At 59.1% G+C, this 21,993-nt stretch carries 24 protein-coding genes; 17 read left to right on the top strand and 7 right to left on the bottom strand.

Annotation, left to right across the window (positions count from 1 at the left end; all coding sequences use genetic code 11):
• Window position 1 precedes the first annotated feature (1 nt).
• From KGB21_RS13640 to aroC, 4 genes are read right to left on the bottom strand one after another with little or no spacing between them, the layout of a single operon-like run.
• Window positions 2-547 carry a 1,2-dihydroxy-3-keto-5-methylthiopentene dioxygenase gene (locus KGB21_RS13640; RefSeq protein WP_034151296.1) on the bottom strand — a complete coding sequence of 182 codons (546 nt, stop codon included), beginning with the start codon at window positions 545-547 and terminating at the stop codon, window positions 2-4.
• Between the two features lie 26 nt (window positions 548-573).
• Window positions 574-1,194, bottom strand: a complete 621-nt coding sequence (locus KGB21_RS13635; protein WP_223505411.1) for a methylthioribulose 1-phosphate dehydratase — start codon at window positions 1,192-1,194, stop codon at window positions 574-576.
• Entirely contained in the window at window positions 1,191-2,342 is a 1,152-nt protein-coding gene (locus tag KGB21_RS13630) for an MFS transporter (RefSeq protein ID WP_223505410.1), read from the bottom strand. The genes KGB21_RS13635 and KGB21_RS13630 overlap by 4 nt, the downstream gene beginning before the upstream one ends.
• 28 nt (window positions 2,343-2,370) lie before the next feature.
• On the bottom strand, window positions 2,371-3,462 hold the full coding sequence (gene aroC, locus KGB21_RS13625; protein WP_034151294.1) for a chorismate synthase: 1,092 nt from the start codon (window positions 3,460-3,462) through the stop codon (window positions 2,371-2,373).
• Between the two features lie 83 nt (window positions 3,463-3,545).
• Between aroC and KGB21_RS13620 the strand changes: the two genes are divergently transcribed.
• Entirely contained in the window at window positions 3,546-4,544 is a 999-nt protein-coding gene (locus tag KGB21_RS13620) for an alpha/beta hydrolase (RefSeq protein ID WP_034151293.1), read from the top strand.
• Between the two features lie 89 nt (window positions 4,545-4,633).
• The gene (locus KGB21_RS13615) at window positions 4,634-5,425 is read left to right on the top strand and encodes a hypothetical protein (RefSeq protein WP_223505409.1); all 792 of its coding nucleotides are present in this window, start codon (window positions 4,634-4,636) and stop codon (window positions 5,423-5,425) included.
• A gap of 116 nt (window positions 5,426-5,541) precedes the next feature.
• On the opposite strand, the gene prmB is transcribed toward KGB21_RS13615, so the two are convergent.
• Window positions 5,542-6,450 carry a 50S ribosomal protein L3 N(5)-glutamine methyltransferase gene (gene prmB / locus KGB21_RS13610; protein WP_034151291.1) on the bottom strand — a complete coding sequence of 303 codons (909 nt, stop codon included), beginning with the start codon at window positions 6,448-6,450 and terminating at the stop codon, window positions 5,542-5,544.
• Window positions 6,451-6,688: 238 nt separating this feature from the next.
• On the opposite strand from prmB, the gene KGB21_RS13605 reads away from it, so the two are divergent.
• From KGB21_RS13605 to KGB21_RS13585, 5 genes are all read left to right on the top strand, one after another.
• Entirely contained in the window at window positions 6,689-7,279 is a 591-nt protein-coding gene (locus KGB21_RS13605) for a cysteine hydrolase family protein (RefSeq protein ID WP_034151290.1), read from the top strand.
• A gap of 131 nt (window positions 7,280-7,410) precedes the next feature.
• Window positions 7,411-7,731, top strand: a complete 321-nt coding sequence (locus KGB21_RS13600) for a hypothetical protein (RefSeq protein ID WP_034151289.1) — start codon at window positions 7,411-7,413, stop codon at window positions 7,729-7,731.
• A gap of 76 nt (window positions 7,732-7,807) precedes the next feature.
• Window positions 7,808-8,365 (top strand): Smr/MutS family protein, encoded by a 558-nt coding sequence (locus KGB21_RS13595; RefSeq protein ID WP_017339764.1) that lies wholly within the window; start codon window positions 7,808-7,810, stop codon window positions 8,363-8,365.
• A gap of 78 nt (window positions 8,366-8,443) precedes the next feature.
• Complete coding sequence (gene folE, locus KGB21_RS13590; RefSeq protein WP_003204506.1) at window positions 8,444-8,989, top strand: GTP cyclohydrolase I FolE; 546 nt, start codon at window positions 8,444-8,446, stop codon at window positions 8,987-8,989.
• 104 nt (window positions 8,990-9,093) lie between these two features.
• A complete protein-coding gene (locus tag KGB21_RS13585) occupies window positions 9,094-9,465 on the top strand; it encodes a glutathione S-transferase N-terminal domain-containing protein (RefSeq protein WP_034151288.1) in 372 nt (123 codons plus the stop codon).
• A gap of 164 nt (window positions 9,466-9,629) precedes the next feature.
• Here the strand turns inward: KGB21_RS13585 and KGB21_RS13580 are convergent, their stop codons facing one another.
• On the bottom strand, window positions 9,630-10,796 hold the full coding sequence (locus KGB21_RS13580) for a PLP-dependent aminotransferase family protein (RefSeq protein ID WP_223505408.1): 1,167 nt from the start codon (window positions 10,794-10,796) through the stop codon (window positions 9,630-9,632).
• Window positions 10,797-10,877: 81 nt separating this feature from the next.
• On the opposite strand from KGB21_RS13580, the gene KGB21_RS13575 reads away from it, so the two are divergent.
• The 3 genes from KGB21_RS13575 (at window position 10,878) to KGB21_RS13565 (ending at window position 13,688) form a co-directional block, all read left to right on the top strand.
• Window positions 10,878-11,312 carry a MarR family winged helix-turn-helix transcriptional regulator gene (locus KGB21_RS13575; RefSeq protein ID WP_034151286.1) on the top strand — a complete coding sequence of 145 codons (435 nt, stop codon included), beginning with the start codon at window positions 10,878-10,880 and terminating at the stop codon, window positions 11,310-11,312.
• 327 nt (window positions 11,313-11,639) lie between these two features.
• Entirely contained in the window at window positions 11,640-12,989 is a 1,350-nt protein-coding gene (locus KGB21_RS13570; protein ID WP_034151285.1) for an NCS2 family permease, read from the top strand.
• Between the two features lie 72 nt (window positions 12,990-13,061).
• Window positions 13,062-13,688, top strand: a complete 627-nt coding sequence (locus tag KGB21_RS13565; protein WP_034151284.1) for a LysE family translocator — start codon at window positions 13,062-13,064, stop codon at window positions 13,686-13,688.
• A gap of 217 nt (window positions 13,689-13,905) precedes the next feature.
• Here KGB21_RS13565 and uraH read toward each other — a convergent pair whose 3' ends face one another.
• Complete coding sequence (gene uraH, locus KGB21_RS13560) at window positions 13,906-14,259, bottom strand: hydroxyisourate hydrolase (RefSeq protein ID WP_008031462.1); 354 nt, start codon at window positions 14,257-14,259, stop codon at window positions 13,906-13,908.
• Between the two features lie 419 nt (window positions 14,260-14,678).
• Between uraH and puuE the strand changes: the two genes are divergently transcribed.
• From puuE to KGB21_RS13525, 7 genes are all read left to right on the top strand, one after another.
• The gene (puuE, locus tag KGB21_RS13555; protein ID WP_034151282.1) at window positions 14,679-15,605 is read left to right on the top strand and encodes an allantoinase PuuE; all 927 of its coding nucleotides are present in this window, start codon (window positions 14,679-14,681) and stop codon (window positions 15,603-15,605) included.
• The gene (uraD, locus tag KGB21_RS13550) at window positions 15,602-16,117 is read left to right on the top strand and encodes a 2-oxo-4-hydroxy-4-carboxy-5-ureidoimidazoline decarboxylase (RefSeq protein ID WP_223505407.1); all 516 of its coding nucleotides are present in this window, start codon (window positions 15,602-15,604) and stop codon (window positions 16,115-16,117) included. Before puuE ends, uraD begins: the two co-directional genes overlap by 4 nt.
• Before the next feature lie 86 nt (window positions 16,118-16,203).
• Window positions 16,204-17,199 carry an allantoicase gene (gene alc / locus KGB21_RS13545; RefSeq protein WP_034151280.1) on the top strand — a complete coding sequence of 332 codons (996 nt, stop codon included), beginning with the start codon at window positions 16,204-16,206 and terminating at the stop codon, window positions 17,197-17,199.
• Window positions 17,200-17,322: 123 nt separating this feature from the next.
• Window positions 17,323-17,826 (top strand): ureidoglycolate lyase, encoded by a 504-nt coding sequence (locus KGB21_RS13540; protein WP_007960046.1) that lies wholly within the window; start codon window positions 17,323-17,325, stop codon window positions 17,824-17,826.
• Between the two features lie 51 nt (window positions 17,827-17,877).
• Window positions 17,878-19,182 carry a urate hydroxylase PuuD gene (locus KGB21_RS13535; protein ID WP_034151279.1) on the top strand — a complete coding sequence of 435 codons (1,305 nt, stop codon included), beginning with the start codon at window positions 17,878-17,880 and terminating at the stop codon, window positions 19,180-19,182.
• A 208-nt stretch (window positions 19,183-19,390) separates the two neighbouring features.
• Window positions 19,391-20,749 (top strand): nucleobase:cation symporter-2 family protein, encoded by a 1,359-nt coding sequence (locus KGB21_RS13530; protein ID WP_223505406.1) that lies wholly within the window; start codon window positions 19,391-19,393, stop codon window positions 20,747-20,749.
• A gap of 153 nt (window positions 20,750-20,902) precedes the next feature.
• The gene (locus tag KGB21_RS13525) at window positions 20,903-21,688 is read left to right on the top strand and encodes an outer membrane protein OmpK (RefSeq protein ID WP_034151277.1); all 786 of its coding nucleotides are present in this window, start codon (window positions 20,903-20,905) and stop codon (window positions 21,686-21,688) included.
• Window positions 21,689-21,993: the final 305 nt, after the last annotated feature.

Raw genomic sequence — 21,993 nt, 5'->3', positions numbered from 1 at the left:
CTCAGTCCTCAAGACGCGGGAAACGGCTGGCGATGTCTTCGCCGGTGAAATTGGCCACCCAGCCTTCCGGGTTGTTGAACAGGCGAATCGCGACGAAATGCGGATGCTCGCCCATGTCAAACCAGTGCGGGGTGCCGGCCGGCACCGAGATCAGGTCGTTCTTCTCGCAAAGCACGGCGTAGACGTAATCATCGATGTGCAGGGTAAACAAGCCACGACCGGCGACGAAAAATCGTACTTCGTCTTCGCCATGACGGTGTTCGTCGAGGAACTTGGCGCGCAGCTCGGCTTTTTGCGGGTGATCGCTGTTGAGGCTGATGACATCGACGGTGATGTAACCGCGTTCGGTCATCAGCTTGTCGATCTGCTCCTGGTAGGCGGCGATCACTTCTTCCTGGCTGGCGCCGGGCTGGATCTTCGCCGCGGCTTGCCAACGGTCGAAACGCACGCCCTGCTCGGCCAAAGTCGAGGCAATGTCTTCGAAGTGAGTCAGCACCTTGTTCGGAATGTCAGGGCTTGAGACGTGGTAAACGGACAGGCTGCTCATCAGGGCAACTCCTTAACGATTCATGCTTAACGGTTCAACAGCGAGCGGGTTTTCAACTCGCACTCGAACAAAAATTCAAAGGCCTCGATCTGCCGCAGGGCGTCGCTCATGCGCGCGCCCCAGGTGTAGAGGCCGTGGCCGCGGATCAGGTAACCCACGCAATCGGGATGGGCTTCTAGCCAAGGCTGCACCTTGGCGGCGAGGCGCGCAATGTCCTGATCGTTGTCGAAGATCGGCACCCGCACCCGGGATTCGTGAGTCGACACGCCGCTGAAGGCTTTTTGCAGTTCGTAGTCTTCGAAGTCGATGAAATCTTCTGCCGTCAGGCGCGACAGCACCGTGGCGTTCACCGAATGGGTGTGCAGTACCGCGCCGATTTCCGCGCGCCAGTTGTAGAGCTGCGTGTGCAGCAGGGTTTCGGCGGACGGTTTCTTGCCCGGTTCCAGGCTGTTGCCCGACAGATCAGTGGCCAGCACATCGTCGAGGCCCAACTGACCTTTGTGCTTGCCGGACACCGTCAGCAAGGCTTCGGTCGCCGACAAACGGGTCGAATAGTTGCTGCTGGTGGCCGGCGACCAGCCGCGGCCATAGAGAAAGCGCCCGGCGTCGATGATTTCCTGGGCGAGGTGTTCACGGGTAAGGCTCATGGCCTGTCCTCTTGCATACGTGTGGCAATGATAACGGCAGCCGCGAGGGCTGCGAGACTGGCAATACTAAAGGTCCATGCCGCGCCGAGGGCGTTCCAGCTGTAGCCGGAATACAACGCACCCAATGCGCCACCGGTGCCGGCCAATGCGGCATACAACGCTTGGCCCTGCCCTTGCTGACGCGCGCCGAAGCTACGTTGCACGAATGAAATGGCAGCGGCGTGAAAGCTGCCGAACGTCGCCGCGTGCAACACCTGGGCAAACAACAATACCCAGAGAAACTCAGCCAATGAGCCGAGCAATACCCAGCGAAGCGCTGCCAACAGAAAACTCGCCAGCAGCACCTGGCGTATCGAGAAGCGCGCAAGGATCTTGCTCATGAACATGAACATCAAGACCTCGGCCACGACGCCGACGGCCCAGAGCATGCCGATCACCCCACGGCTATAACCCAGTCGTTCAAGGTGAAGGGTCAAAAACGTGTAATACGGCCCGTGACTCATCTGCATCAGCGCCACGCAACCATAGAACGCCAACACACCGGGGCTGCGCAATTGCGCGAGAAATCCGTCCCCCGGCAAGCGTTCACTCTGGATCGGTTGGGCGTTCGGCACCCACAGACTGCTGAGCACGATTCCGACCAGGATCAGCACCAGCGCCGCCGGATAAATGTCGAGGCTGAGCCATTCGAACAGGCGCCCGAGCGCGACGACGGTGATGATGAAACCGATGGAGCCCCACAAGCGAATCTGGCTGTAGCGCGACGTCTGCCCATTCAAGTGCGCCAGGGTGATGACTTCGAATTGCGGTAACACGGCGTGCCAGAAGAACGCGTGCAAGGCCATGACCATCGCCAGCCAGGCGTAGGTCTTGCTGACGAAAATCAGTGAGAACGTCAGAAGTGTGCACACAGCGCCAAAGCGCACGATGGCCAGCCGCCGACCGGTGTAGTCACCGAGCCAGCCCCAGATGTTTGGCGCCACGCAGCGCATCAGCATCGGGATCGCCACCAGTTCGCCGATGCGCGCTGCGGAAAACCCGAGGTGATCGAAGTACAGCGCCAGAAACGGCGCTGTCGAACCGAGCAAGGCGAAATAGAACAGGTAGAAACTGGAGAGCCGCCAGTACGGGAGCGCCGCCACAGCCATCAGACTGCAGCGGCTGTCAGATGAGCCATTAAAGCTGACCCAGCACCGGCGTGCTCACGCGCACATCGGCGTTCTGCCCGCGGTGACGCAACAGGTGATCCATCAGCACGATGGCCATCATCGCTTCGGCAATCGGCGTGGCACGGATGCCGACGCATGGGTCGTGACGGCCCTTGGTGATGACCTCCACCGGATTGCCATTGATGTCGATGGAACGACCCGGCGTGGTGATGCTCGACGTCGGTTTCAACGCCAGGTGCGCGACGATCGGCTGACCGGAGGAAATACCGCCGAGGATGCCGCCGGCGTTATTGCTGAGGAAACCTTCCGGGGTCATTTCATCGCGATGCTCGGTGCCGCGCTGGGCGACGCTGGCGAAACCGGCGCCGATTTCCACGCCCTTCACTGCGTTGATGCTCATCAGCGCGTGGGCCAGTTCCGCGTCGAGGCGGTCGAAGATCGGCTCGCCCAGACCCGGCATCACGCCTTCAGCGACTACGGTGATCTTCGCGCCGACCGAATCCTGATCGCGACGCAACTGGTCCATATAGGCTTCCAGTTCCGGCACTTTGTCCGGGTCCGGGCTGAAGAAGGCGTTTTGTTCGACCGAATCCCAGGTCTTGAACGGGATTTCGATCGGGCCGAGCTGGCTCATGTAGCCGCGAATGACGATGCCCTGGCTGGCCAGGTACTTTTTCGCAATCGCGCCAGCCGCCACACGCATCGCGGTTTCACGGGCCGAACTGCGGCCACCGCCGCGATAATCGCGCTCGCCGTATTTGTGGTGGTAGGTGTAGTCGGCGTGGGCCGGGCGGAACAGATCCTTGATCGCCGAGTAGTCCTTGGACTTCTGGTCGGTGTTGCGGATCAACAGGCCGATGGCGCAACCGGTGGTGCGACCTTCGAACACGCCGGAGAGGATTTCGACTTCGTCGGCTTCCTGGCGCTGGGTGGTGTGGCGGCTGGTGCCGGGCTTGCGGCGGTCCAGGTCGCGCTGCAGATCTTCAAGGGAGATCTCCAGGCCCGGCGGGCAGCCATCGACAATGGCGACCAACGCCGGACCATGGCTTTCGCCCGCGGTGGTGACAGTGAACAGCTTGCCGTAGGTATTGCCGGACATGCAGGACGCTCCGTGAAATCGAACCCAATTCGTAATGCGCGCCAGTATACGCAGGCTACCCAAGTAGTTCATCCTCGAACCTTATGGGTGCCTGTGAGTCCAACCGGCATCTTGTTAATGATGGCGTGATGATGCTGCGAGTTCTAGCCTTGAGCCTTACCCTGATATCCGGCTTCGCCCAGGCCACTGTCCTGCAAAGGCCGATCACGTTGGACACCGGCACCGGTGAGCTTTTCGGCTCATTGTTGTTGCCTAAATCCGACACGCCGGTTCCTGTTGTCCTGATCATTTCCGGCTCCGGTCCTACGGATCGCGACGGAAATAACCCCGACGGCGGGCGCAATGACAGTCTCAAGCGTTTGGCCTGGGTGCTGGCCAAGCACAACATCGCCAGTGTGCGCTACGACAAGCGCGGCGTGGCGGCGAGCCTGGCAGCCACCCCCGACGAGCGCAACCTGTCGGTGGAAGCTTACGTGGCTGACACCGAAGCCTGGGGCCGAAAACTTAAAACCGACCCGCGCTTCAACCAGCTGATTCTGCTGGGCCACAGCGAAGGTGCGTTGATTGCCAGCCTCGCGGCGCCGAGCGTCGATGCGGCGGCAGTCATTTCCATGTCCGGCAGCGCCCGGCCGATCGATCAAGTCTTGCGCGAACAACTGAGCAATCGCCTGCCGCCGCCGCTGATGCTGCGTAGCAATGAATTGCTCGACAGCCTCAAGGCCGGAAAAACCGACGACAACGTACCGCCGCAATTACAGGTAATTTTCCGTCCGAGTGTGCAGCCTTACTTGATTTCACTGTTCCGCCAGGACCCTGCGGCGGCTTTCGCCAAGTTGAAAATGCCGGCGTTGATCATCCAGGGCAGCAACGACATTCAGGTCGGCATCAATGACGCCAAACTGCTCAAGGCCGCCAAACCCGACGCCGAACTGGCGCTGATCGAAGGCATGAACCACGTCATGCGCATCGTGCCCAACGACGTGAAACGGCAACTGGCCTCTTATAAAGATCCACAATTGCCCTTGGCGGCTGAACTGGGCACGAGAATCATTGGGTTTATTGACGGACTTCGCAGCAGTTAGCCCTCCAGTCCTGAAAAAAACGGCCGATAAGCCTTTGTCGCCAGCGCACTGGCTGGCGACAAGCAGAGCTTGGACAGGATCTCGCCGTTATGACTGATACCCAGACTTCATCCGACACCACCGCTGAAAAAGACGCACCGCCAGCGGTCGAGCTGCCCTGGGCGGACGTCCACGTCGAGCACCACAAGATGCTCCGTCTGGCGCCGTTGCAGACTGACCGCCACACAGGTGGGCGTCCCCTGCGTTTTGTCGAATTCGGTTACGCCGAACGCAACGACAAGCAGCGCAGCCTGATGCGCATGAGCATCACCCTGCCCGGCCAGCGCGTACGCAAGGAACAGAATCATCTGGACGTGTGGGTCGATCACGTCGAGAAACGCGTGCATTTCGGGCCAGACAGCGGCCTGCAGATTGAACCGCTGAACCGTGGTATCGGCCGTTTCATGGCTGCGCAAGGCATTACCTGGGCGAAAAAACGCTGGCCCGGTTACACCGTCGACGGCACAGACCTGAACAACAAGGATGCGTTGAACGAAGACACGCGCCTGCGTCGTGATCATTTTTTGCGAGTGCACGGTTTCGATGTGGTTTACGCCGACGCCCAGCATCTGAAGGGCAGCGTCAAAGCCGTGCAGGTCAGCGAGCTGGTGGGCGACTGGAACACGGAAAAACTGCAGATCGTGGAGATTCTTGAGGCGGCGGCGATGCTTCAGCAAGCCGAACAGAATCTGCTGGAGCAAGAAGTCAAACTGAAGAAACACGAAGAGAAGGTCAGCAAGTACAAACGCGAAGACGCCGGGTTGCGTTTCACCATTACCTGCCTGGTGGCGTTTGCGGTGTTTCAGGCGGGGTTGTTGATCTGGATTGCGACACACCGGTAATCGGCGGCGCTGCCATCGCTGGCAAGCCAGCTCCCACAAGTTTTGTGTTTGCCTCATGTATTGGCACGACACATAACCTGTGGGAGCTGGCTTGCCAGCGATAGGGTTTCAACGAATCAAACGCGGGAAGCAAACAACGCCTGATGATCGCGGCACTGTTCGGCGGTCAACATGAACACGCCATGCCCGCCCCGCTCGAACTCCAGCCAGGCGAAGTCGACTTCGGGGTACAACGCCTCGACGTGAACCTGGCTGTTGCCCACTTCGACAATCAGCAAGCCCTTCTCGGTCAGATGATCCGCCGCTTCGGCGAGCATGCGCCGCACCAGGTTCAAGCCGTCATCGCCGCACGCCAGACCCAGTTCCGGTTCGTGCTGGTATTCGTCCGGCATGTCGGCGAAATCTTCCGCATCGACATACGGCGGATTCGACACGATCAAGTCGAAACGCTGCCCCGGCAAGCCATCGAAACCATCGCCCTGGACGGTGTAGACCCGCTCATCGACGCCATGGCGCTCGATGTTCTGGTTGGCCACTTCCAGCGCTTCGAACGACAGGTCGGCCAGCACCACCTCGGCGTTCTGGAACTCGTAGGCGCAGGCAATGCCGATGCAGCCGGAACCGGTGCACAGGTCAAGAATCCTTGCAGGCTCGGTGCCCAGCCATGGGGTGAAACGGTTTTCGATCAACTCGCCAATCGGCGAACGCGGGATCAACACGCGCTCGTCGACGATGAACGACATGCCACAGAACCAGGCTTCACCCAGCAGGTAAGCGGTCGGCACGCGCTCTTCGATGCGGCGTTTGAGCAATAGCTGCAAGTGGACCAGTTCGTCTTCTTCCAGATTGCAGTCGAGGTAGCTGTCGGCGATTTCCCATGGCAGGTGCAGCGCTCCCAACACCAGTTGACGGGCTTCGTCCCAGGCGTTGTCGGTGCCATGGCCGAAAAAAAGATCCTCCCCATGGAAGCGGCTGACCGCCCAACGGATATGGTCACGCAGGGTACGAAGGCGGGAAGTGATCACGACGGCAAACTCCAGAAAAATCGACGGGCGATTCTAACAGCCAAACGTCGCGACGACGACGCGGGAAAACGCCGGAGCAAATGTAGGACTATTCTCTTTTTTCAGCTCGGCATTGAACAAAACGGGCCACTTGACAACGCTGTACGCCAATAACGACGGTGCCTACGATGGTAGCGATTCACAGAACCGCTCAGCCAGAGGACAATGGCGCAAAAGCCCCACTCCAAGGAGCCCCAGAATGTCCGTTCCACAAACGATGTTTCAACTCAGCGGCCGCGGTTACGCAGCAGCCAAACTGAGCCACGCGACCCTCATCATCATCGATGCCCAGAAAGAATATCTCAGTGGTCCCCTGGCCCTGAGCGGCATGGATGCTGCCGTCGCGAACATCAAACAATTGGTCACTGCCGCCCGCGCCGCCGGCCGGCCGATTGTGCATGTCAGCCATCTCGGCACCGTTGGCGGGCTGTTTGACCCACGTGGCGAACGCGGGCAATTCATCCCCGGGCTGGAGCCGCTTGAGGGCGAAATCAAGATTGAAAAAATCCTGCCAAGCGCTTTCCATGGCACGGATCTGAAAAAACGCCTGGAAGACCTGGGCTCTGTGGACCTGGTGGTGTGCGGTTTCATGAGTCATTCCAGTGTCAGCACCACCGTGCGAGCGGCGAAAAACCTGGGTTTTCGTTGCACCCTCGTTGAAGACGCCTGCGCCACCCGCGATCTGCCGTACAAAGGCGGTGTGCTGAGCGCCGAGCATGTGCAGCAGACCGAAATGGCGATCATGGCCGACAACTTTGCCGCCCTCGCCCTGACCAACGATCTGGTTTGATCAACACCTCATGAGCGGTCGAAACCACCGCTCATCCGCAAAAGCCGCTCAACAGCCGTAATTGTCTTAGCCTCAGGAACATCCCGGTCAACTCCCGGTCGAAGGGCCGATACCCATAGAGGAAGGTCGGAATGAAGTTATCCGATGGTTTTGACGCTCGCCGCTTGCGGCCCAAAGGCCAAAGCAATTGGCGTTTTCGAATCGGCGCAACCATTGCGGCGCTGCTGGCGATGTCCGGTGTGTTGCTCGCCATGGCCGGTGCCGCCGCCCTGTTCGGCCATGTGCCTGCCCTGGGCGAGTTGAATACCAACCGGGGCGGTGCAGCGGTGATTCTGGCGATTGGCCTGTTCGTGCTGTACATCGGCGTGTGGCTGTGGCGTCGCTGCCGCCGTCGTTCGCGGCAGTCGCGGGAGTTGAACATGTCCCCGCATCTGATGAAAAAACACGACTGATCCGGACGCCGCGCATTTTGTCGCGCGCCCATTCGCGTCGAGTTGGGTAAACTGGCCGCCCTTCGCGGAGGCTGACATGCAAGACGACGATTTTTCCCTGTTCAAAAGCGCGATCCAAGGCGTCAAGCCGATCAAGCACGATCGCGCCGAAACCGGCAAACCCAAGGCTGACCGCGCGCAGATCGCCAAGCTGCGTCAAGCCGCCACCGTTCGCACCGATGCCACCACCGTTGATGGGCTGTCCGATCAGTTCGTGATCGACGTCGGCCCGGAAGACGAGCTGATGTGGGCACGCGACGGTGTGCAGGAAAGCCAGATGCGCAAGCTCAAGATCGGGCAGATTCCGTTCGAGGGCAGCCTCGACCTGCATGGCATGAGCGTGGAAAAGGCCCGGGAAACCCTCTGGGCTTTCCTCGCTGAAGCCACCAAATTCGAAATTCGCTGCGTACGTGTCACCCACGGTAAAGCCGTGCGTCTTGATGGCAAGCGACCGATGATCAAAAGCCACGTCAACACCTGGCTGCGTCAGCATTCGCAGGTCCTTGGCTTCACCTCCTGCCAGGCCAGACACGGCGGCGCCGGCGCTGTTTATGTGATGCTCAAACGAACCATGATGGAAGGCCGCGACGAGTAAAGCTGATGCGTCACGCTTGCAGCGTCGTGTTTGCCACCGTACCCTTGCCCTTTGCGTAAAAATCCCACAGGTAGTTTCATGTCCCTGGAACAGAATTACACGGCCATCCTTGGTCAACTTGGCGAGGACGTCTCCCGCGAGGGCCTGCTCGACACGCCAAAACGTGCCGCCAAAGCCATGCAGTACCTCTGCCGCGGCTATGAACAGACACTGGAAGAAGTCACCAACGGTGCCTTGTTCAGTTCCGACAACAGCGAAATGGTGCTGGTCAAGGACATCGAGTTGTACTCGTTGTGCGAACACCACCTGCTGCCGTTCATCGGCAAGGCCCACGTCGCCTACATCCCGAGCGGCAAGGTTCTGGGCTTGTCGAAAGTCGCGCGGATCGTCGATATGTACGCCCGCCGCCTGCAGATCCAGGAAAACCTCAGCCGCCAGATCGCCGACGCGGTCCAGCAAGTCACCGGCGCCCTGGGCGTTGCGGTGGTGATCGAGGCCAAGCACATGTGCATGATGATGCGCGGTGTGGAAAAGCAGAATTCGTCGATGATCACCTCGGTGATGCTCGGTGAGTTCCGTGAAAACGCCGCCACCCGCAGCGAATTCCTCAGCCTCATCAAGTAATTCGCCACACGAAGAAAACCGGCATTCATCGCCGGTTTTTTTTCGTCCGCGAAAAATCAGGTAAGCTGCGCGCCTTTCTTTATTCGCACCGTGAGGCTTGTACCGTGTTCGTAAAAGCGCTTCGTGTCGGCCTTGGCCAACTGATCATCTTCATCGACTTCCTCACTCGCCCAGGCAAGCAAAAGCGCCCCGCCGCTGCCCAGGCCCAGGTCGAAGCCGCTGCCAAGGACCTGACCCTGTATCAATTTCACGCCTGCCCATTCTGCGTGAAAACCCGTCGCACCCTGCGCCGCTTGAATGTACCGGTGGCGTTGCGTGATGCGAAGAACAACGAGCAGGATCGCCAGACGCTGCTGGAGCAAGGCGGCAAGATCAAAGTGCCGTGCCTGCGCATCGAAGAGAATGGCCAGACCACCTGGATGTATGAATCCAAGGTAATTATTGATTATCTGGATAAGCGCTTCGCGGCAGCCTGAGGTTTTGGTGGTGTGATTAATGGCCTCATCGCTGGCAAGCCAGCTCCCACAGTGATCTGTGGTGCTCACAAAACCTGTGGGCGCTGGCTTGCCAGCGATGTGGCCGATACAAACGCTACCAATCTCAGACATAAATAAACCGGCCCTTGAGCCGGTTTTTTTATCTATGCCGCTCGCGCAGCCTGCGCCTGCCGCACCACCGCCGCCAACCGTTTCAATCCTTCATCCAGTCGCGCCGGGTCGATGTGGCTGAAATTCAATCTCAGGTGTCCGGGATTGTTATCCGGATCCGGGAAGAACGGTTCCCCAGGCATGAACGCCACATCACTGGCCAGCGCCGTGTTGAGCAGCGTTCGAGTATCCATCGGCTGCTTCAGCGTCAGCCAGAAAAACAACCCGCCCTGCGGCACATTCCAATCCGCCAGATCGGAGAAATGCGTTTCCAGCGCCGACTGAAACGCGTCGCGACGCACCCGGTAGAAGTCACGCAATTCGCTCAGATGCTGCTGGTATTTCTCAGTGCCGATCCATTGCAGCGCCTGCCACTGGCCGACCCGATTGGTGTGCAGATCCGCGGATTGCTTGAGTTTCAATAGGTGCGGGAACAGGTCCGGACTGGCGATCAGATAACCAACGCGCAAACCCGGCAACAGGGTTTTCGACACAGTGCCGGTGTAGATCCAGCTGGATTTTTTCAAGCGACTGACGATCGGCGTCGCACTGCCACCGTCGAAGGTCAGCTCGCGGTAAGGCTCATCCTCAATCAGCGTCACGCCAAATTCATCCAGCAACGCTGCCACCGCGTCGCGCTTGGCTTCGCTGTACCGCACGGCCGATGGATTCTGGAACGTCGGAATCAGGTAGATGAATGCCGGACGATGTTTTTCCAAGCGACTGCGCAGTTGTGCCAAGTCTGGCCCATCGGACTCCAGCGGCACGGTGATGCAGTCGGCACCGAACAACTGGAAGATTTGCAGCGCCGCCAGGTACGTTGGCGCTTCTAGCAGAATCTCGGTGCCCTTGTCGATGTACAGCTTGGCGGCCAGATCGAGGGTTTGCTGGGAACCGCTGACCACCAACACCTGACTCGCCTCGCAAGGCACTCCCAACGCCCGGGCTTCAGCGGCCAGCGCTTCGCGTAGAGCCGGCTCACCTTCGCTCATGCCGTATTGGCCCATGGACACCGGCATATCGGTCCATTCGACCTTGGGCAGCATGGCTTCGGCCGGCAAGCCCCCGGCGAACGACATCACCTGAGGACGCTGGGCCGCGGCGAGGATTTCACGGATCAAAGAACTTTTAAGGCGCGAGACACGTTCGGAAAAAGCCATGGGGTCACCGGTAGCGAGGCCAGAGGAAAATGAGTCAAACTTGTTGACCGAAATTACGATAGCCCGAGCGGATACGTCAATATGCTTGACCTTAAAAACCCGATTTCCCAGCAACAGGCCATGGAAGCGTTTTTCTTCGGTTACCAGGCTTTCACCGCCAAAGCCGATGAAATGCTTGAGCGACGCGGCTTGAGCCGGGTGCACCAACGCATCGTGTTTTTCATCGCCCGTTATCCGAACCTGAGTGTGAAGGAGTTGTTGGCATTGCTCGATGTGAGCAAGCAAGCGCTGAACATCCCGCTGCGTCAGTTGATGGAAATGCATTTGGTGAACAGCGTTGCGTCCGAGACTGACAAGCGTAAACGGCTGCTGGAACTGACTGAGGACGGTGCGCGTTTCGAACAGTCGTTGCGCCGTGAACAGGTGAAATTGCTGGAGCGGGTGTTCGCCGAGGCTGGGGAGGCGGCGGTGAATGGGTGGCTGGCGGTGAATCTGGCGTTGGGGGAAAGCCGGTAAAAGTCTGCGTGCCCTTTAGTCAGTTATCGCGGGCAAGCCGCGCTCCCACAGGATCTCTGTCGTGCACAAGATAGGCGAGCGGCACAAAACCTGTGGGAGCGGGCTTGCCCGCGATGGCGTCCTGCGTGGCGATATATTCCTATCGCCAGAAAAACCGTAAACAAAATCAAAAACATTATTTGCTTTCTTTGTATACAAAAGCATAATCCACTTCGTGCGAGTTCCTGACCAAGCAGTCAACAAATTCGCAAGTGCCTCAAAGGGCCGCTGCCACCCTCTCAGGTCCGGCCCTGGAAATAACAATAAAACTCTTGAGGAGTACTCGCTGTGGAAAGCCGCAAATCCGAAGCATCGACGCTGGATCTCTCGCCGCCTTTACGCAATGGCTGGCTGGAGCGCATCTTTAAACTCAGCTTGCATGGCACCACGGTGAAGACCGAGCTGATTGCCGGTCTGACAACCTTCATCACGATGGCTTACATCATTTTCGTTAACCCGAACATCATGGCCGACGCCGGGATCGATCACGGTGCCGCGTTCGTCGCCACTTGCATCGCCGCCGCACTGGGTTGCCTGTTGATGGGCTTGTACGCCAACTGGCCGGTGGGCCTGGCACCGGGCATGGGCCTGAACGCTTTCTTCACCTACACCGTGGTCGGCACCATGGGCTACAACTGGGAAACCGCGCTGGGCGCGGTGTTCGTGTCCGGTGTGTTGTTCATGATCCTGACCTTCTCGCGCATCCGCGAATGGCTACTCAACAGCATCCCCGTCAGCTTGCGTTTCGCGATGGGTGCCGGCGTGGGCCTGTTCCTGGGGCTGATCGGTTTGAAAACTGCCGGCATCGTCGTTGATAGCCCGGCGACCCTGATCAAACTCGGCTCCCTGCGCGAACCTGGCCCGCTGCTAGCCGCCGTGTGCTTCCTGATGATCGCCATCCTCAGCTACCACCGTGTATTCGGCGCGATCCTCATCAGCATCATCACCGTGACCCTCGCTGGATGGGGCCTGGGCCTTGTGCATTACGAAGGGATCATGTCGGCACCGCCAAGCCTGGCCCCGACCTGGATGGCCATGAACGTTGCCGGCGTGTTCAACGTCAGCATGATCAGCGTGGTCCTGGCGTTCCTTTTCGTGCACATGTTCGACACCGCTGGCACCTTGATGGGCGTGGCCCAGCGCGCCAACCTGGTGAACGCTGATGGCAAGATCGAAAATCTCTCCCGCGCCATGAAAGCCGACAGTGCTTCCAGCGTATTTGGTGCAGTGGTCGGCGTGCCACCGGTCACCAGCTATGTGGAAAGTGCCGCGGGCGTAGCCGCTGGTGGTCGGACTGGTCTTACCGCCGTGACCGTAGGTGTGCTATTTATTGCAGCCATGTTCTTCGCACCGCTGGCCGGGATGATTCCTGCCTATGCCACTGCGGGTGCGCTGATTTACGTAGCGATGTTGATGATGGGCGGCATGGCGCACATTGAGTGGGACGAAGCGACCGACAGCATTCCGGCGATCGTCACCGCCATCATGATGCCTCTGACCTTCTCGGTCGCCGACGGTATTGCGCTGGGCTTCATCACGTATGTGGCGCTGAAGGCCGGTACCGGCAAGTACAAGGAAATCTCCGTGAGCCTGTGGGTGCTCTGCGCGATCTTCATCGCCAAGTTCATCTTCTTGTAAGCCTTACGCGGTACGCGCTTGAAACCAGCCTCACCCCGTCGGGTGGGGCTTTTGTGCAAATGGAGGAAAGTGATGAGTCTGGAAACCTGGCTGCTGTTCAGCGGCGCTGCGCTGGTGGTAATCCTGATCCCGGGGCCACTGTCTTTGCTGATGATCAGCAACAGTCTGAATTACGGTTTGGTCCGTTCCTATCCGGCGTTTCTCGGCGGTGTGATTGCCTCGATTTGTTTACTGAGTGCTTCGGCGCTGGGTCTGGGCGCCCTGCTGCTGGCATCGGAACAATTGTTCAGCGCATTGAAAATTGTTGGCGCGTTGTACCTGTTCTATCTCGCCTGGCAAAGCTGGCAGCAATCGCGCCAGCCTTCCCACGGCGCCGAAGTGCCTCAAGCTGCGCCGGTGCCACGTTTTCGCGCACTGTTCGGGCGCGCATTCATGCTTGGCGCCAGCAACCCGAAAGACATCCTGTTTTTTGCGGCGTTTCTGCCGCAGTTCTTGAGCGCCGAGCAGCCGTTCCTGCCGCAGTTGCTGGTGATGATCGTGACCTGGACCGTGCTGGACCTGCTCTGCAAATTGGCCTACGGGCTGGGTGCCCATGGTGCGGCGCGGTATTTGCGCAGTGGCAAGGGGCAGAGTTGGTTTAACCGGATCAGTGCCGGGTTGTTCAGTGGGGCGGGTGCCGCTTCCTTGCTGAGCCGCTAAGAGCAAAGGCATCGCTGGCAAGCCAGCGCCCACAGTGTCCGGGTCGTACACAGAACATGTGAACACCCCTGAACCTGTGGGAGCTGGCTTGCCAGCGATGGCGTCAACACAGGCACCACTTATCTACAGACGAAAAAAAGCCCGCAGTGTGAGCGGGCGAAAAACCAAAGAAGCTATATGCGCAGTCGCTTCCAGGGTGAGGCAGCTGCTTGGGGGATCAGCTGCCGCGATACGTGGAATAGCTGTACGGCGAAATCAGCAAGGGAACGTGGTAGTGATCCTGTTCCGCAGAGATGCCAAAGCGCAGCACCACCACATCCAGGAACGCCGGCTCCGGCAGCTGAACACCTCGGGCGCGGTAGTAGTCGCCCGCATGAAACTGAACCTGATAAACCCCGGTGCGATAGTCATCGCCTTGCAGCAGCGGTGCATCGACCCGGCCATCGCTGTTGGTTATCGCGCTGGCGACCAATTCCAGCTGCGAACCTTCAACGCGGTACAACTCGACCTTGATCGAGCTGCCCGGGCAACCGTGTGCAGCGTCCAAAACGTGTGTAGTCAAACGTCCCATTGATTCTGCGCGCCTGCCTGCGAGGAGCAGTCAGACTTCGCGCCTCCCGAAGTCAGGTAAAAAGGAGACCGCACCGATTCGGAGCACGAAAAGCTGCGGCGAGCGATTGATTAAGACACTTTTCAAAAAAATTGTACACAATAAAAACGACATTTTTCCCGCCATCCCCGCCATCCGGGGTTTTCTCGGCGATTTTCAGCCGAAGCCCGTCCAGACTGAACCCCGCAACCAGTAGCTGACTAGTCAGGCAGATTTCTTGCAAGGTTTTGCAAAGAGAAGGTGAAGATGACCGCTGATGAAAAATGCAAAAAATCAGGCTTACAAAGTGAATATAAAGTTGTATACAATCAGCCCATCGCTGTGACGCCAGCCAAGGCAAATCACACAAACTGTCATCACGAATAAGAAGGAAGACTGCAGTGAGCGCTGACTACCCTCGCGACCTGATCGGTTACGGCAGTAACCCTCCGCACCCACACTGGCCGGGCAATGCCCGCATCGCCTTGTCCTTCGTACTCAATTACGAGGAAGGCGGCGAGCGCAACATCCTGCACGGCGATAAAGAATCCGAAGCCTTCCTCTCCGAAATGGTCTCGGCGCAGCCGCTTCAAGGCGCGCGCAACATGAGCATGGAATCTCTCTACGAGTATGGCAGCCGTACCGGCGTCTGGCGGATTTTGAAACTGTTCAAGGAATTCGACATTCCGCTGACCATCTTCGCCGTGGCCATGGCCGCCCAGCGTCACCCGGACGTGATCCGCGCCATGGTCGATGCCGGCCACGAGATCTGCAGCCACGGCTATCGCTGGATCGACTACCAGTACATGGACGAAGCCCAGGAACGCGAGCACATGCTCGAAGCGATCCGCATCCTCACCGAAATTACCGGTGAACGTCCGCTGGGCTGGTACACCGGTCGCACCGGTCCGAACACCCGTCGCCTGGTGATGGAAGAAGGCGGTTTCCTCTACGACAGCGACACTTACGACGACGACCTGCCCTACTGGGAACCGAACAACCCGACCGGCAAGCCGCACTTGGTGATCCCGTACACCCTGGACACCAACGACATGCGCTTCACCCAGGTCCAGGGTTTCAACAAGGGCGACGATTTCTTCGAATACCTGAAAGACGCATTCGACGTGCTTTACGCTGAAGGCGCCGAAGCCCCGAAAATGCTGTCGATCGGCCTGCACTGCCGCCTGATCGGCCGTCCGGCGCGTCTGGCCTCGCTCAAGCGCTTTATCGAATACGCTAAAAGCCATGAACAGGTGTGGTTCAGCCGTCGCGTCGACATCGCGCGCCACTGGCAGGAAACCCACCCGTACCAAGGGGCTGCCAAATGAGCACCTTTCAAACCGTTAAACCATCGACATTGAGCCGCGACGCCTTCGTCAAAGCCTTCGCCGACATCTACGAACATTCGCCATGGGTTGCCGAGAAGGCCTTCGACCTGGGTCAGGACGCTTCGATCGACGAGATCGAAACCCTGCACCAGCGCATGAGCGACATCCTGTTGAGCGCCGATCATGAAAGCCAACTGGCCCTGATCAATGCTCACCCGGACCTGGCCGGCAAAGCTGCCGTCCAGGGCCAACTGACCGAAGCCAGCACCAATGAACAGGCTGGCGCCGGTATTCACCAATGCACGGCCGAAGAGTTCCAGCGCTTCACCGAGCTGAACGACGCCTACAAAGCCAAGTTCAAGTTTCCCTTCATCATGGCGGTAAAAGGCAGCAACCGGCATCAGATCCTCGCAGCGTTCGAAACGCGTATTCACAACTCGGCAGACACCGAATTCAAATGCGCGCTGGCAGAGATCAACAAGATCGCCCTGTTCCGTTTACTGACCCTATAGCGAGCCTTGCCCGAGTGTTCACAACGCGATAGCACCCAGGGCACTGCAAGCATCCCAAGCCACTTATTTAAAGGCAGACAAGAAGAATGAAAGCTTACGCCGTACCTTTCGAGAAGTTCGTCAACCTGGCCGACGCCCGCCTGGGCACCAAAATCATCTCGGTCACCGATGACTGGTTTGCAGACGCCAACCGTCTGTTCCAACCGACCCCGGCCGTGTGGAAGGAGGGCGTGTTCGATGACAACGGCAAGTGGATGGACGGCTGGGAGTCGCGCCGCAAGCGCTTCGAAGGCTACGACAGCGCTGTGATCCGCCTGGGCGTACCGGGTTCGATCAAGGGCGTCGACATCGACACTTCATTCTTCACCGGCAACTTCCCGCCGTCGGCCTCCCTGGAAGCCTGCTTCCTGGCCGAAGGCGAGCCGAACGAAAACACCCAGTGGACTGAAGTGCTGTCCGCCGTCGAGCTGCAAGGCAACAGCCACCACTACCACGAAATCAACAACGACCAGGCGTTCAGCCACCTGCGCTTCAACATCTACCCGGACGGCGGTGTTGCCCGTCTGCGCGTGTACGGCATTCCGCACCGCGACTGGTCGGCTGTTGGCGACAACGAGCAAGTCGACCTGGCCTCAGCCCTCAACGGTGGCCGCGCCCTCGCCTGCTCCGACGAACACTTCGGTCGCATGAGCAACATCCTCAACCCTGGCCGTGGCATCAACATGGGCGACGGCTGGGAAACCGCACGTCGTCGTACGCCGGGCAATGACTGGGTGATCGTCGCGCTGGGCCACCCGGGCGAGATCGAGAAAATCATCGTCGACACCCTGCACTTCAAGGGCAACTACCCGGACACGTGCTCGATCCAGGGCGCTTTCGTGAAGGGCGGCACCGACAGCCAGATCGAAACCCAATCGCTGTTCTGGCGCGAACTGTTGCCAAGCCAGAAACTGGAAATGCACGCCGAACACACCTTCGCCGAGCAGATCAAGGCCTTGGGCCCGATCACCCACATCCGCCTGAACGTGTTCCCGGACGGTGGTGTGAGCCGCCTGCGGGTTTTGGGCAAGGTCGCTAAATAAGGTTGAACCCCATCGCTGGCAAGCCAGCTCCCACAGGTTTTGTGAACGCCACAGTTCACTGTGGGAGCGGGCTTGCCCGCGATGGCGATAGTTCTAACAACACAGAATTCGGATAAGAACAGCATGCGCACACTGACGATTGAACCGCTGACCAAAGAAGCCTTTGCCCCTTTCGGTGACGTGATCGAAACCGACGGCAGCGATCACTTCATGATCAACAACGGTTCGACCATGCGCTTCCATAAACTGGCGACGGTGGAAACCGCTACGCCTGAAGACAACGCGATCATCAGCATTTTCCGCGCCGACGCGCAGGACATGCCGCTGACCGTGAGCATGCTGGAGCGTCATCCGCTGGGCAGCCAGGCTTTCATTCCGCTGCTCGGCAATCCCTTTCTGATCGTGGTCGCGCCACTTGGCGATGAACCTGTATCAGGCTTGGTCCGCGCCTTCGTCACCAACGGCAGGCAGGGCATTAATTACCATCGCGGCGTTTGGCACCATCCGGTGCTGACGATCGAAAAGCGGGATGACTTCCTGGTGGTTGATCGCAGTGGCACAGGCAATAACTGCGATGAGCATTTTTTCAAAGAGGATGAGCGTTTGATCCTCGCCCCCCACCAATAAGAGAAGGTCCGATCACTCGACAACAAGAGTGACGGGCGAGAGGTAAAGACTGTGGAAGCACATCTGTTGGAATGGCTGAACCTGAGCGTGCGCTGGGTTCACATGATTACTGGCGTGGCCTGGATCGGCGCATCGTTCTACTTCGTCTGGCTGGAAAACAACCTCAATCGGGTCAACCCGAAAAGCGGGCTGGCCGGTGATTTGTGGGCGATCCACGGCGGCGGTATCTACCACCTGGAAAAATACAAACTGGCTCCACCGACCATGCCGGACAACCTGCACTGGTTCAAATGGGAAGCCTACTTCACCTGGATGTCGGGTATCGCGCTGCTGTGCGTGGTGTTCTACTCCAACCCGACGCTCTACCTGCTGGCTCCGGGCAGCAGCCTGACTGGCCCTGAAGGCGTTTTGCTGGGTATCGGCTCGCTGTTCGTCGGCTGGTTCGTCTACTCCTTCCTCTGTGACTCGGCCTTGGGCAAACGCCCTGCCCTGCTCGGCTTCATCCTGTTCGTGCTGATCATCGGCGCCGCCTACGGCTTCAGCAAAGTGTTCAGCGGTCGCGGTGCTTACCTGCACGTCGGCGCGATCATCGGCACCATCATGGTCGGCAACGTGTTCCGCATCATCATGCCGGCGCAACGTGCACTGGTGGCGGCGATTGCCGAGAACCGCACGCCGGATCCGGCGCTGCCGGCCAAAGGCCTGCTGCGTTCGCGTCACAACAACTACTTCACCTTGCCAGTGCTGTTCATCATGATCAGCAACCACTTCCCGAGCACCTACGGCAGCCAGTACAACTGGCTGATCCTGGCCGGGATCGCGGTGCTGGCGGTGTTGGTGCGTCACTACTTCAACACCCGTCACGACAGCCACAAATTTGCCTGGACCCTGCCAGTGGCAGCGGTGGGCATGATTTGCCTGGCGTATGTGTCCGGTCCGAAGCCGATGTCCAGCGCCCCGGAAGTGGCCAAGGCACCAGCGGCGATCGAGTACCAACCGCTGCCGGAAACGGCACAGGGTGGTGGTTTGAAACCGGCTGAAGCCAAACCGGCAGAAGCTCCCGCTGCTGCACCAGCGCAGGCGTCCAACGCCGGCCCTGGTTTCGACAAGGTCCACAGCGTGATTCAGGAACGTTGCGCAGTGTGCCATTCGGCCAAACCGACCAGCCCACTGTTCAGCGCAGCGCCGGCCGGTGTGATGCTCGACACCCCCGAGCAAATCCGCCAGAACGCCGCGCGGATCCAGGCTCAAGCCGTCGCCAGCCAGATCATGCCACTGGGCAACATCACCCAGATGACCCAGCAGGAACGTGATCTGATCGGCGCCTGGATTGTTCAAGGTGCACCGACCAACTAAGCAACACAAAAGCCCATGGGCTTTTGTGGCGAGGGAGCTTGCTCCCGCTGGACTGCGCAGCAGGCCCTTGCTCTTCAAGTAAAGAGCAGGGCCGCTTCGCGCCCCAGCGGGAGCAAGCTCCCTCGCCACAGATCCACCTGTTTCGAATACAGCTGCCAGCAGCAATGCAGCTGTAAATCACAAGAATAAAAAAGATCCGAGGTGTTGCATGTCCGAGCTCTCCCCAGCACGCATCCCCGACGCACCCGCCATTCAGCGTTTGCCCCTTTTGCAACTGATCCTGGTCGGTTTGCAACATGTTCTGCTGATGTACGGTGGTGCCATCGCGGTGCCGCTGATCATCGGACAGGCCGCTGGCCTGAGTCGTGAAGAAATCGCCTTCCTGATCAACGCCGACCTACTGGTCGCCGGCATCGCCACCATCGTCCAATCCCTCGGTATCGGCCCCATGGGCATCCGCATGCCGGTGATGATGGGCGCCAGTTTCGCCGCCGTCGGCAGCATGGTCGCCATGGCCGGCATGCCGGGTATCGGTCTGCAAGGGATCTTCGGCGCAACGATAGCCGCCGGGTTCTTCGGCATGCTCATCGCGCCGTTCATGTCCAAAGTCGTGCGCTTCTTCCCGCCTCTGGTGACCGGTACGGTCATCACCTCGATCGGTTTGTCGTTGTTCCCCGTAGCCGTGAACTGGGCTGGCGGAGGAGCAGATGCCACTCAATTCGGCTCACCGATTTACCTGACCATCGCCGCGCTGGTGCTGGGCACCATCTTGCTGGTGCATCGCTTCATGCGCGGTTTCTGGGTCAACATTTCCGTGCTGATCGGCATGTGCCTGGGCTATGTGCTCTGCGGCGTGCTGGGCATGGTCGACCTCAGCGGCATGGCCCAGGCGCCATGGCTGCAATTCGTCACGCCGCTGCATTTCGGCATGCCGAAATTCGAACTCGCGCCGATTCTGTCGATGTGCCTGGTGGTGGTGATCATCTTCGTCGAGTCCACCGGGATGTTCCTGGCGCTGGGCAAAATCACCGGCCAGGAAGTCTGCCCACGGATGCTGCGTCGCGGCTTGCTGTGTGATGCCGGCGCTTCGTTCTTCGCCGGGTTCTTCAACACCTTCACCCACTCCTCCTTCGCGCAGAACATCGGCCTGGTACAGATGACCGGCGTTCGCTGCCGCTCGGTGACCATCGTTGCCGGCGGGTTGCTGATCGTCCTGAGCCTGCTGCCGAAAGCCGCGTTCCTGGTGGCTTCGATTCCGCCAGCGGTACTCGGCGGCGCAGCCATTGCGATGTTCGGCATGGTCGCCGCCACCGGGATCAAGATTCTGCAGGAAGCCGATATCGGTGACCGTCGCAACCAGTTGCTGGTGGCGGTGAGCATCGGCATGGGCCTGATCCCGGTGGTACGCCCGGAATTTTTCGCCCACCTGCCCTTGTGGATGAGCCCGATCACCCACAGCGGCATCGCCATGGCCACGCTCAGTGCGCTGACCTTGAACCTGCTGTTCAACATCCTCGGTGGCGCCGAACGCGCGGCCATCAACGACTGCCAAGTCCACTCGCACTAAGACAGAACGAAACCCTTGTAGGAGCCGGCTGGCGAAGGCGGTGTGCCAGACAACGTCCATGTTGGATGTTCTGGCCTCTTCGCCAGCAAGCCGGCTCCTACACGGGTGGGGTTGCCTGCGCCTTGAAAAAATAAAAAACAGAGGGAGCAACAGATGATTCGGAAACAAACCAGCATGCTGTTGGGCGGTGGACTTCTGGCGGCTACTCAAGCCATGGCCGGCGATTTACTGCTGTGGCAGACCAACAGCCTGAGCTATCTGTATGGCAAGGATTTCGCGGTCAACCCGTCGATCCAGCAGACGGTGACCTTCGAGCACGCCGACCGCTGGAAGTACGGTGACAACTTCATGTTCATCGACAGCACTTACTACAACGGCGAGAAAGACCGCAATAAAGGCGTTCACGCCTACTACGGCGAGTTCAGTCCGCGCCTCTCCCTGGGCAAGATCCTCGACCGCCGTTTCGAATTCGGCCCGATCAAAGACGTGTTGCTGGCCATGACCTACGAGAATGGCGAAGACGACACCGAGGCCTACCTCATCGGCCCCGGCTTCGACCTCGCGGTGCCGGGTTTCAACTATTTCACCTTGAACTTCTATAACCGCCAGACCGAAGGCTCACGTCCCGGCGACGATGTCTGGCAGATCACGCCGGCCTGGTCCTACACCGTGCCACTGGGCAATTCGAGCCTGTTGATCGACGGCTACATCGACTGGGTCGTGGACAACGACCAGAATTCCCACGGCACCTATCACGCCAACCTGCACTTCAACCCGCAGATCAAGTACGACCTGGGCAAAGCCCTCGGCTGGCGCGAAAAACAGGTGTATGTCGGCGCCGAGTACAGCTACTGGAAAGACAAATACGGCATCGAAAACAACGGCAACCTCGACACCAATGAAAACACCACCAGCCTGCTGGTAAAGGTGCATTTCTAAGATGACCCGCAACCGTGCCCCAAACCTGTCGTCGGTGCGCTGTTGCGGGGCACTTGAGACCTGGCCGAGGAGTCAGTATTCTCCGCGGCCGCCTGAATCCGCTTTAAAAAAAAGCCCGGATTTAATTCCTGACCAGAAAGCCAACTTATCCCGGCTCTGGACGGTACCAAGGCATCCCCAACCCACTCTCAATCGACTGTTTTTGAGCAGCCGAGCGGGAGTTTTTGTGTTTTTCGAATGCCTTGGCGCAGCTTTTGCTAACAGCATGAAAGCTGACCGATTGGATGGATTTTTTACAGATACAG

The organism is Pseudomonas sp. GL-RE-29 (assembly GCF_019947275.1).
In the GTDB taxonomy this organism is placed as follows: domain Bacteria; phylum Pseudomonadota; class Gammaproteobacteria; order Pseudomonadales; family Pseudomonadaceae; genus Aquipseudomonas; species Aquipseudomonas fluorescens_A.
The sequence above is the reverse complement of the archived record's forward strand: the minus strand, read 5'-3'. Positions and strand labels throughout refer to the sequence as shown.

Excerpts from the sequence above, each read along its gene's own strand:
- KGB21_RS13600 (WP_034151289.1), top strand. The coding sequence starts at position 7,411 with ATGAAGTTATCCGATGGTTTTGACGCTCGCCGCTTGCGGCCCAAAGGC.
- KGB21_RS13605 (WP_034151290.1), top strand. The coding sequence starts at position 6,689 with ATGTCCGTTCCACAAACGATGTTTCAACTCAGCGGCCGCGGTTACGCA.
- KGB21_RS13635 (WP_223505411.1), bottom strand. The coding sequence starts at position 1,194 with ATGAGCCTTACCCGTGAACACCTCGCCCAGGAAATCATCGACGCCGGG.
- KGB21_RS13575 (WP_034151286.1), top strand. The coding sequence starts at position 10,878 with ATGCTTGACCTTAAAAACCCGATTTCCCAGCAACAGGCCATGGAAGCG.
- KGB21_RS13540 (WP_007960046.1), top strand. The coding sequence starts at position 17,323 with ATGCGCACACTGACGATTGAACCGCTGACCAAAGAAGCCTTTGCCCCT.
- KGB21_RS13630 (WP_223505410.1), bottom strand. The coding sequence starts at position 2,342 with ATGGCTGTGGCGGCGCTCCCGTACTGGCGGCTCTCCAGTTTCTACCTG.
- KGB21_RS13615 (WP_223505409.1), top strand. The coding sequence starts at position 4,634 with ATGACTGATACCCAGACTTCATCCGACACCACCGCTGAAAAAGACGCA.
- KGB21_RS13620 (WP_034151293.1), top strand. The coding sequence starts at position 3,546 with ATGGGTGCCTGTGAGTCCAACCGGCATCTTGTTAATGATGGCGTGATG.
- KGB21_RS13595 (WP_017339764.1), top strand. The coding sequence starts at position 7,808 with ATGCAAGACGACGATTTTTCCCTGTTCAAAAGCGCGATCCAAGGCGTC.
- folE (WP_003204506.1), top strand. The coding sequence starts at position 8,444 with ATGTCCCTGGAACAGAATTACACGGCCATCCTTGGTCAACTTGGCGAG.
- KGB21_RS13565 (WP_034151284.1), top strand. The coding sequence starts at position 13,062 with ATGAGTCTGGAAACCTGGCTGCTGTTCAGCGGCGCTGCGCTGGTGGTA.
- uraD (WP_223505407.1), top strand. The coding sequence starts at position 15,602 with ATGAGCACCTTTCAAACCGTTAAACCATCGACATTGAGCCGCGACGCC.
- alc (WP_034151280.1), top strand. The coding sequence starts at position 16,204 with ATGAAAGCTTACGCCGTACCTTTCGAGAAGTTCGTCAACCTGGCCGAC.
- KGB21_RS13580 (WP_223505408.1), bottom strand. The coding sequence starts at position 10,796 with ATGGCTTTTTCCGAACGTGTCTCGCGCCTTAAAAGTTCTTTGATCCGT.
- KGB21_RS13525 (WP_034151277.1), top strand. The coding sequence starts at position 20,903 with ATGATTCGGAAACAAACCAGCATGCTGTTGGGCGGTGGACTTCTGGCG.
- KGB21_RS13530 (WP_223505406.1), top strand. The coding sequence starts at position 19,391 with ATGTCCGAGCTCTCCCCAGCACGCATCCCCGACGCACCCGCCATTCAG.
- uraH (WP_008031462.1), bottom strand. The coding sequence starts at position 14,259 with ATGGGACGTTTGACTACACACGTTTTGGACGCTGCACACGGTTGCCCG.
- KGB21_RS13640 (WP_034151296.1), bottom strand. The coding sequence starts at position 547 with ATGAGCAGCCTGTCCGTTTACCACGTCTCAAGCCCTGACATTCCGAAC.
- aroC (WP_034151294.1), bottom strand. The coding sequence starts at position 3,462 with ATGTCCGGCAATACCTACGGCAAGCTGTTCACTGTCACCACCGCGGGC.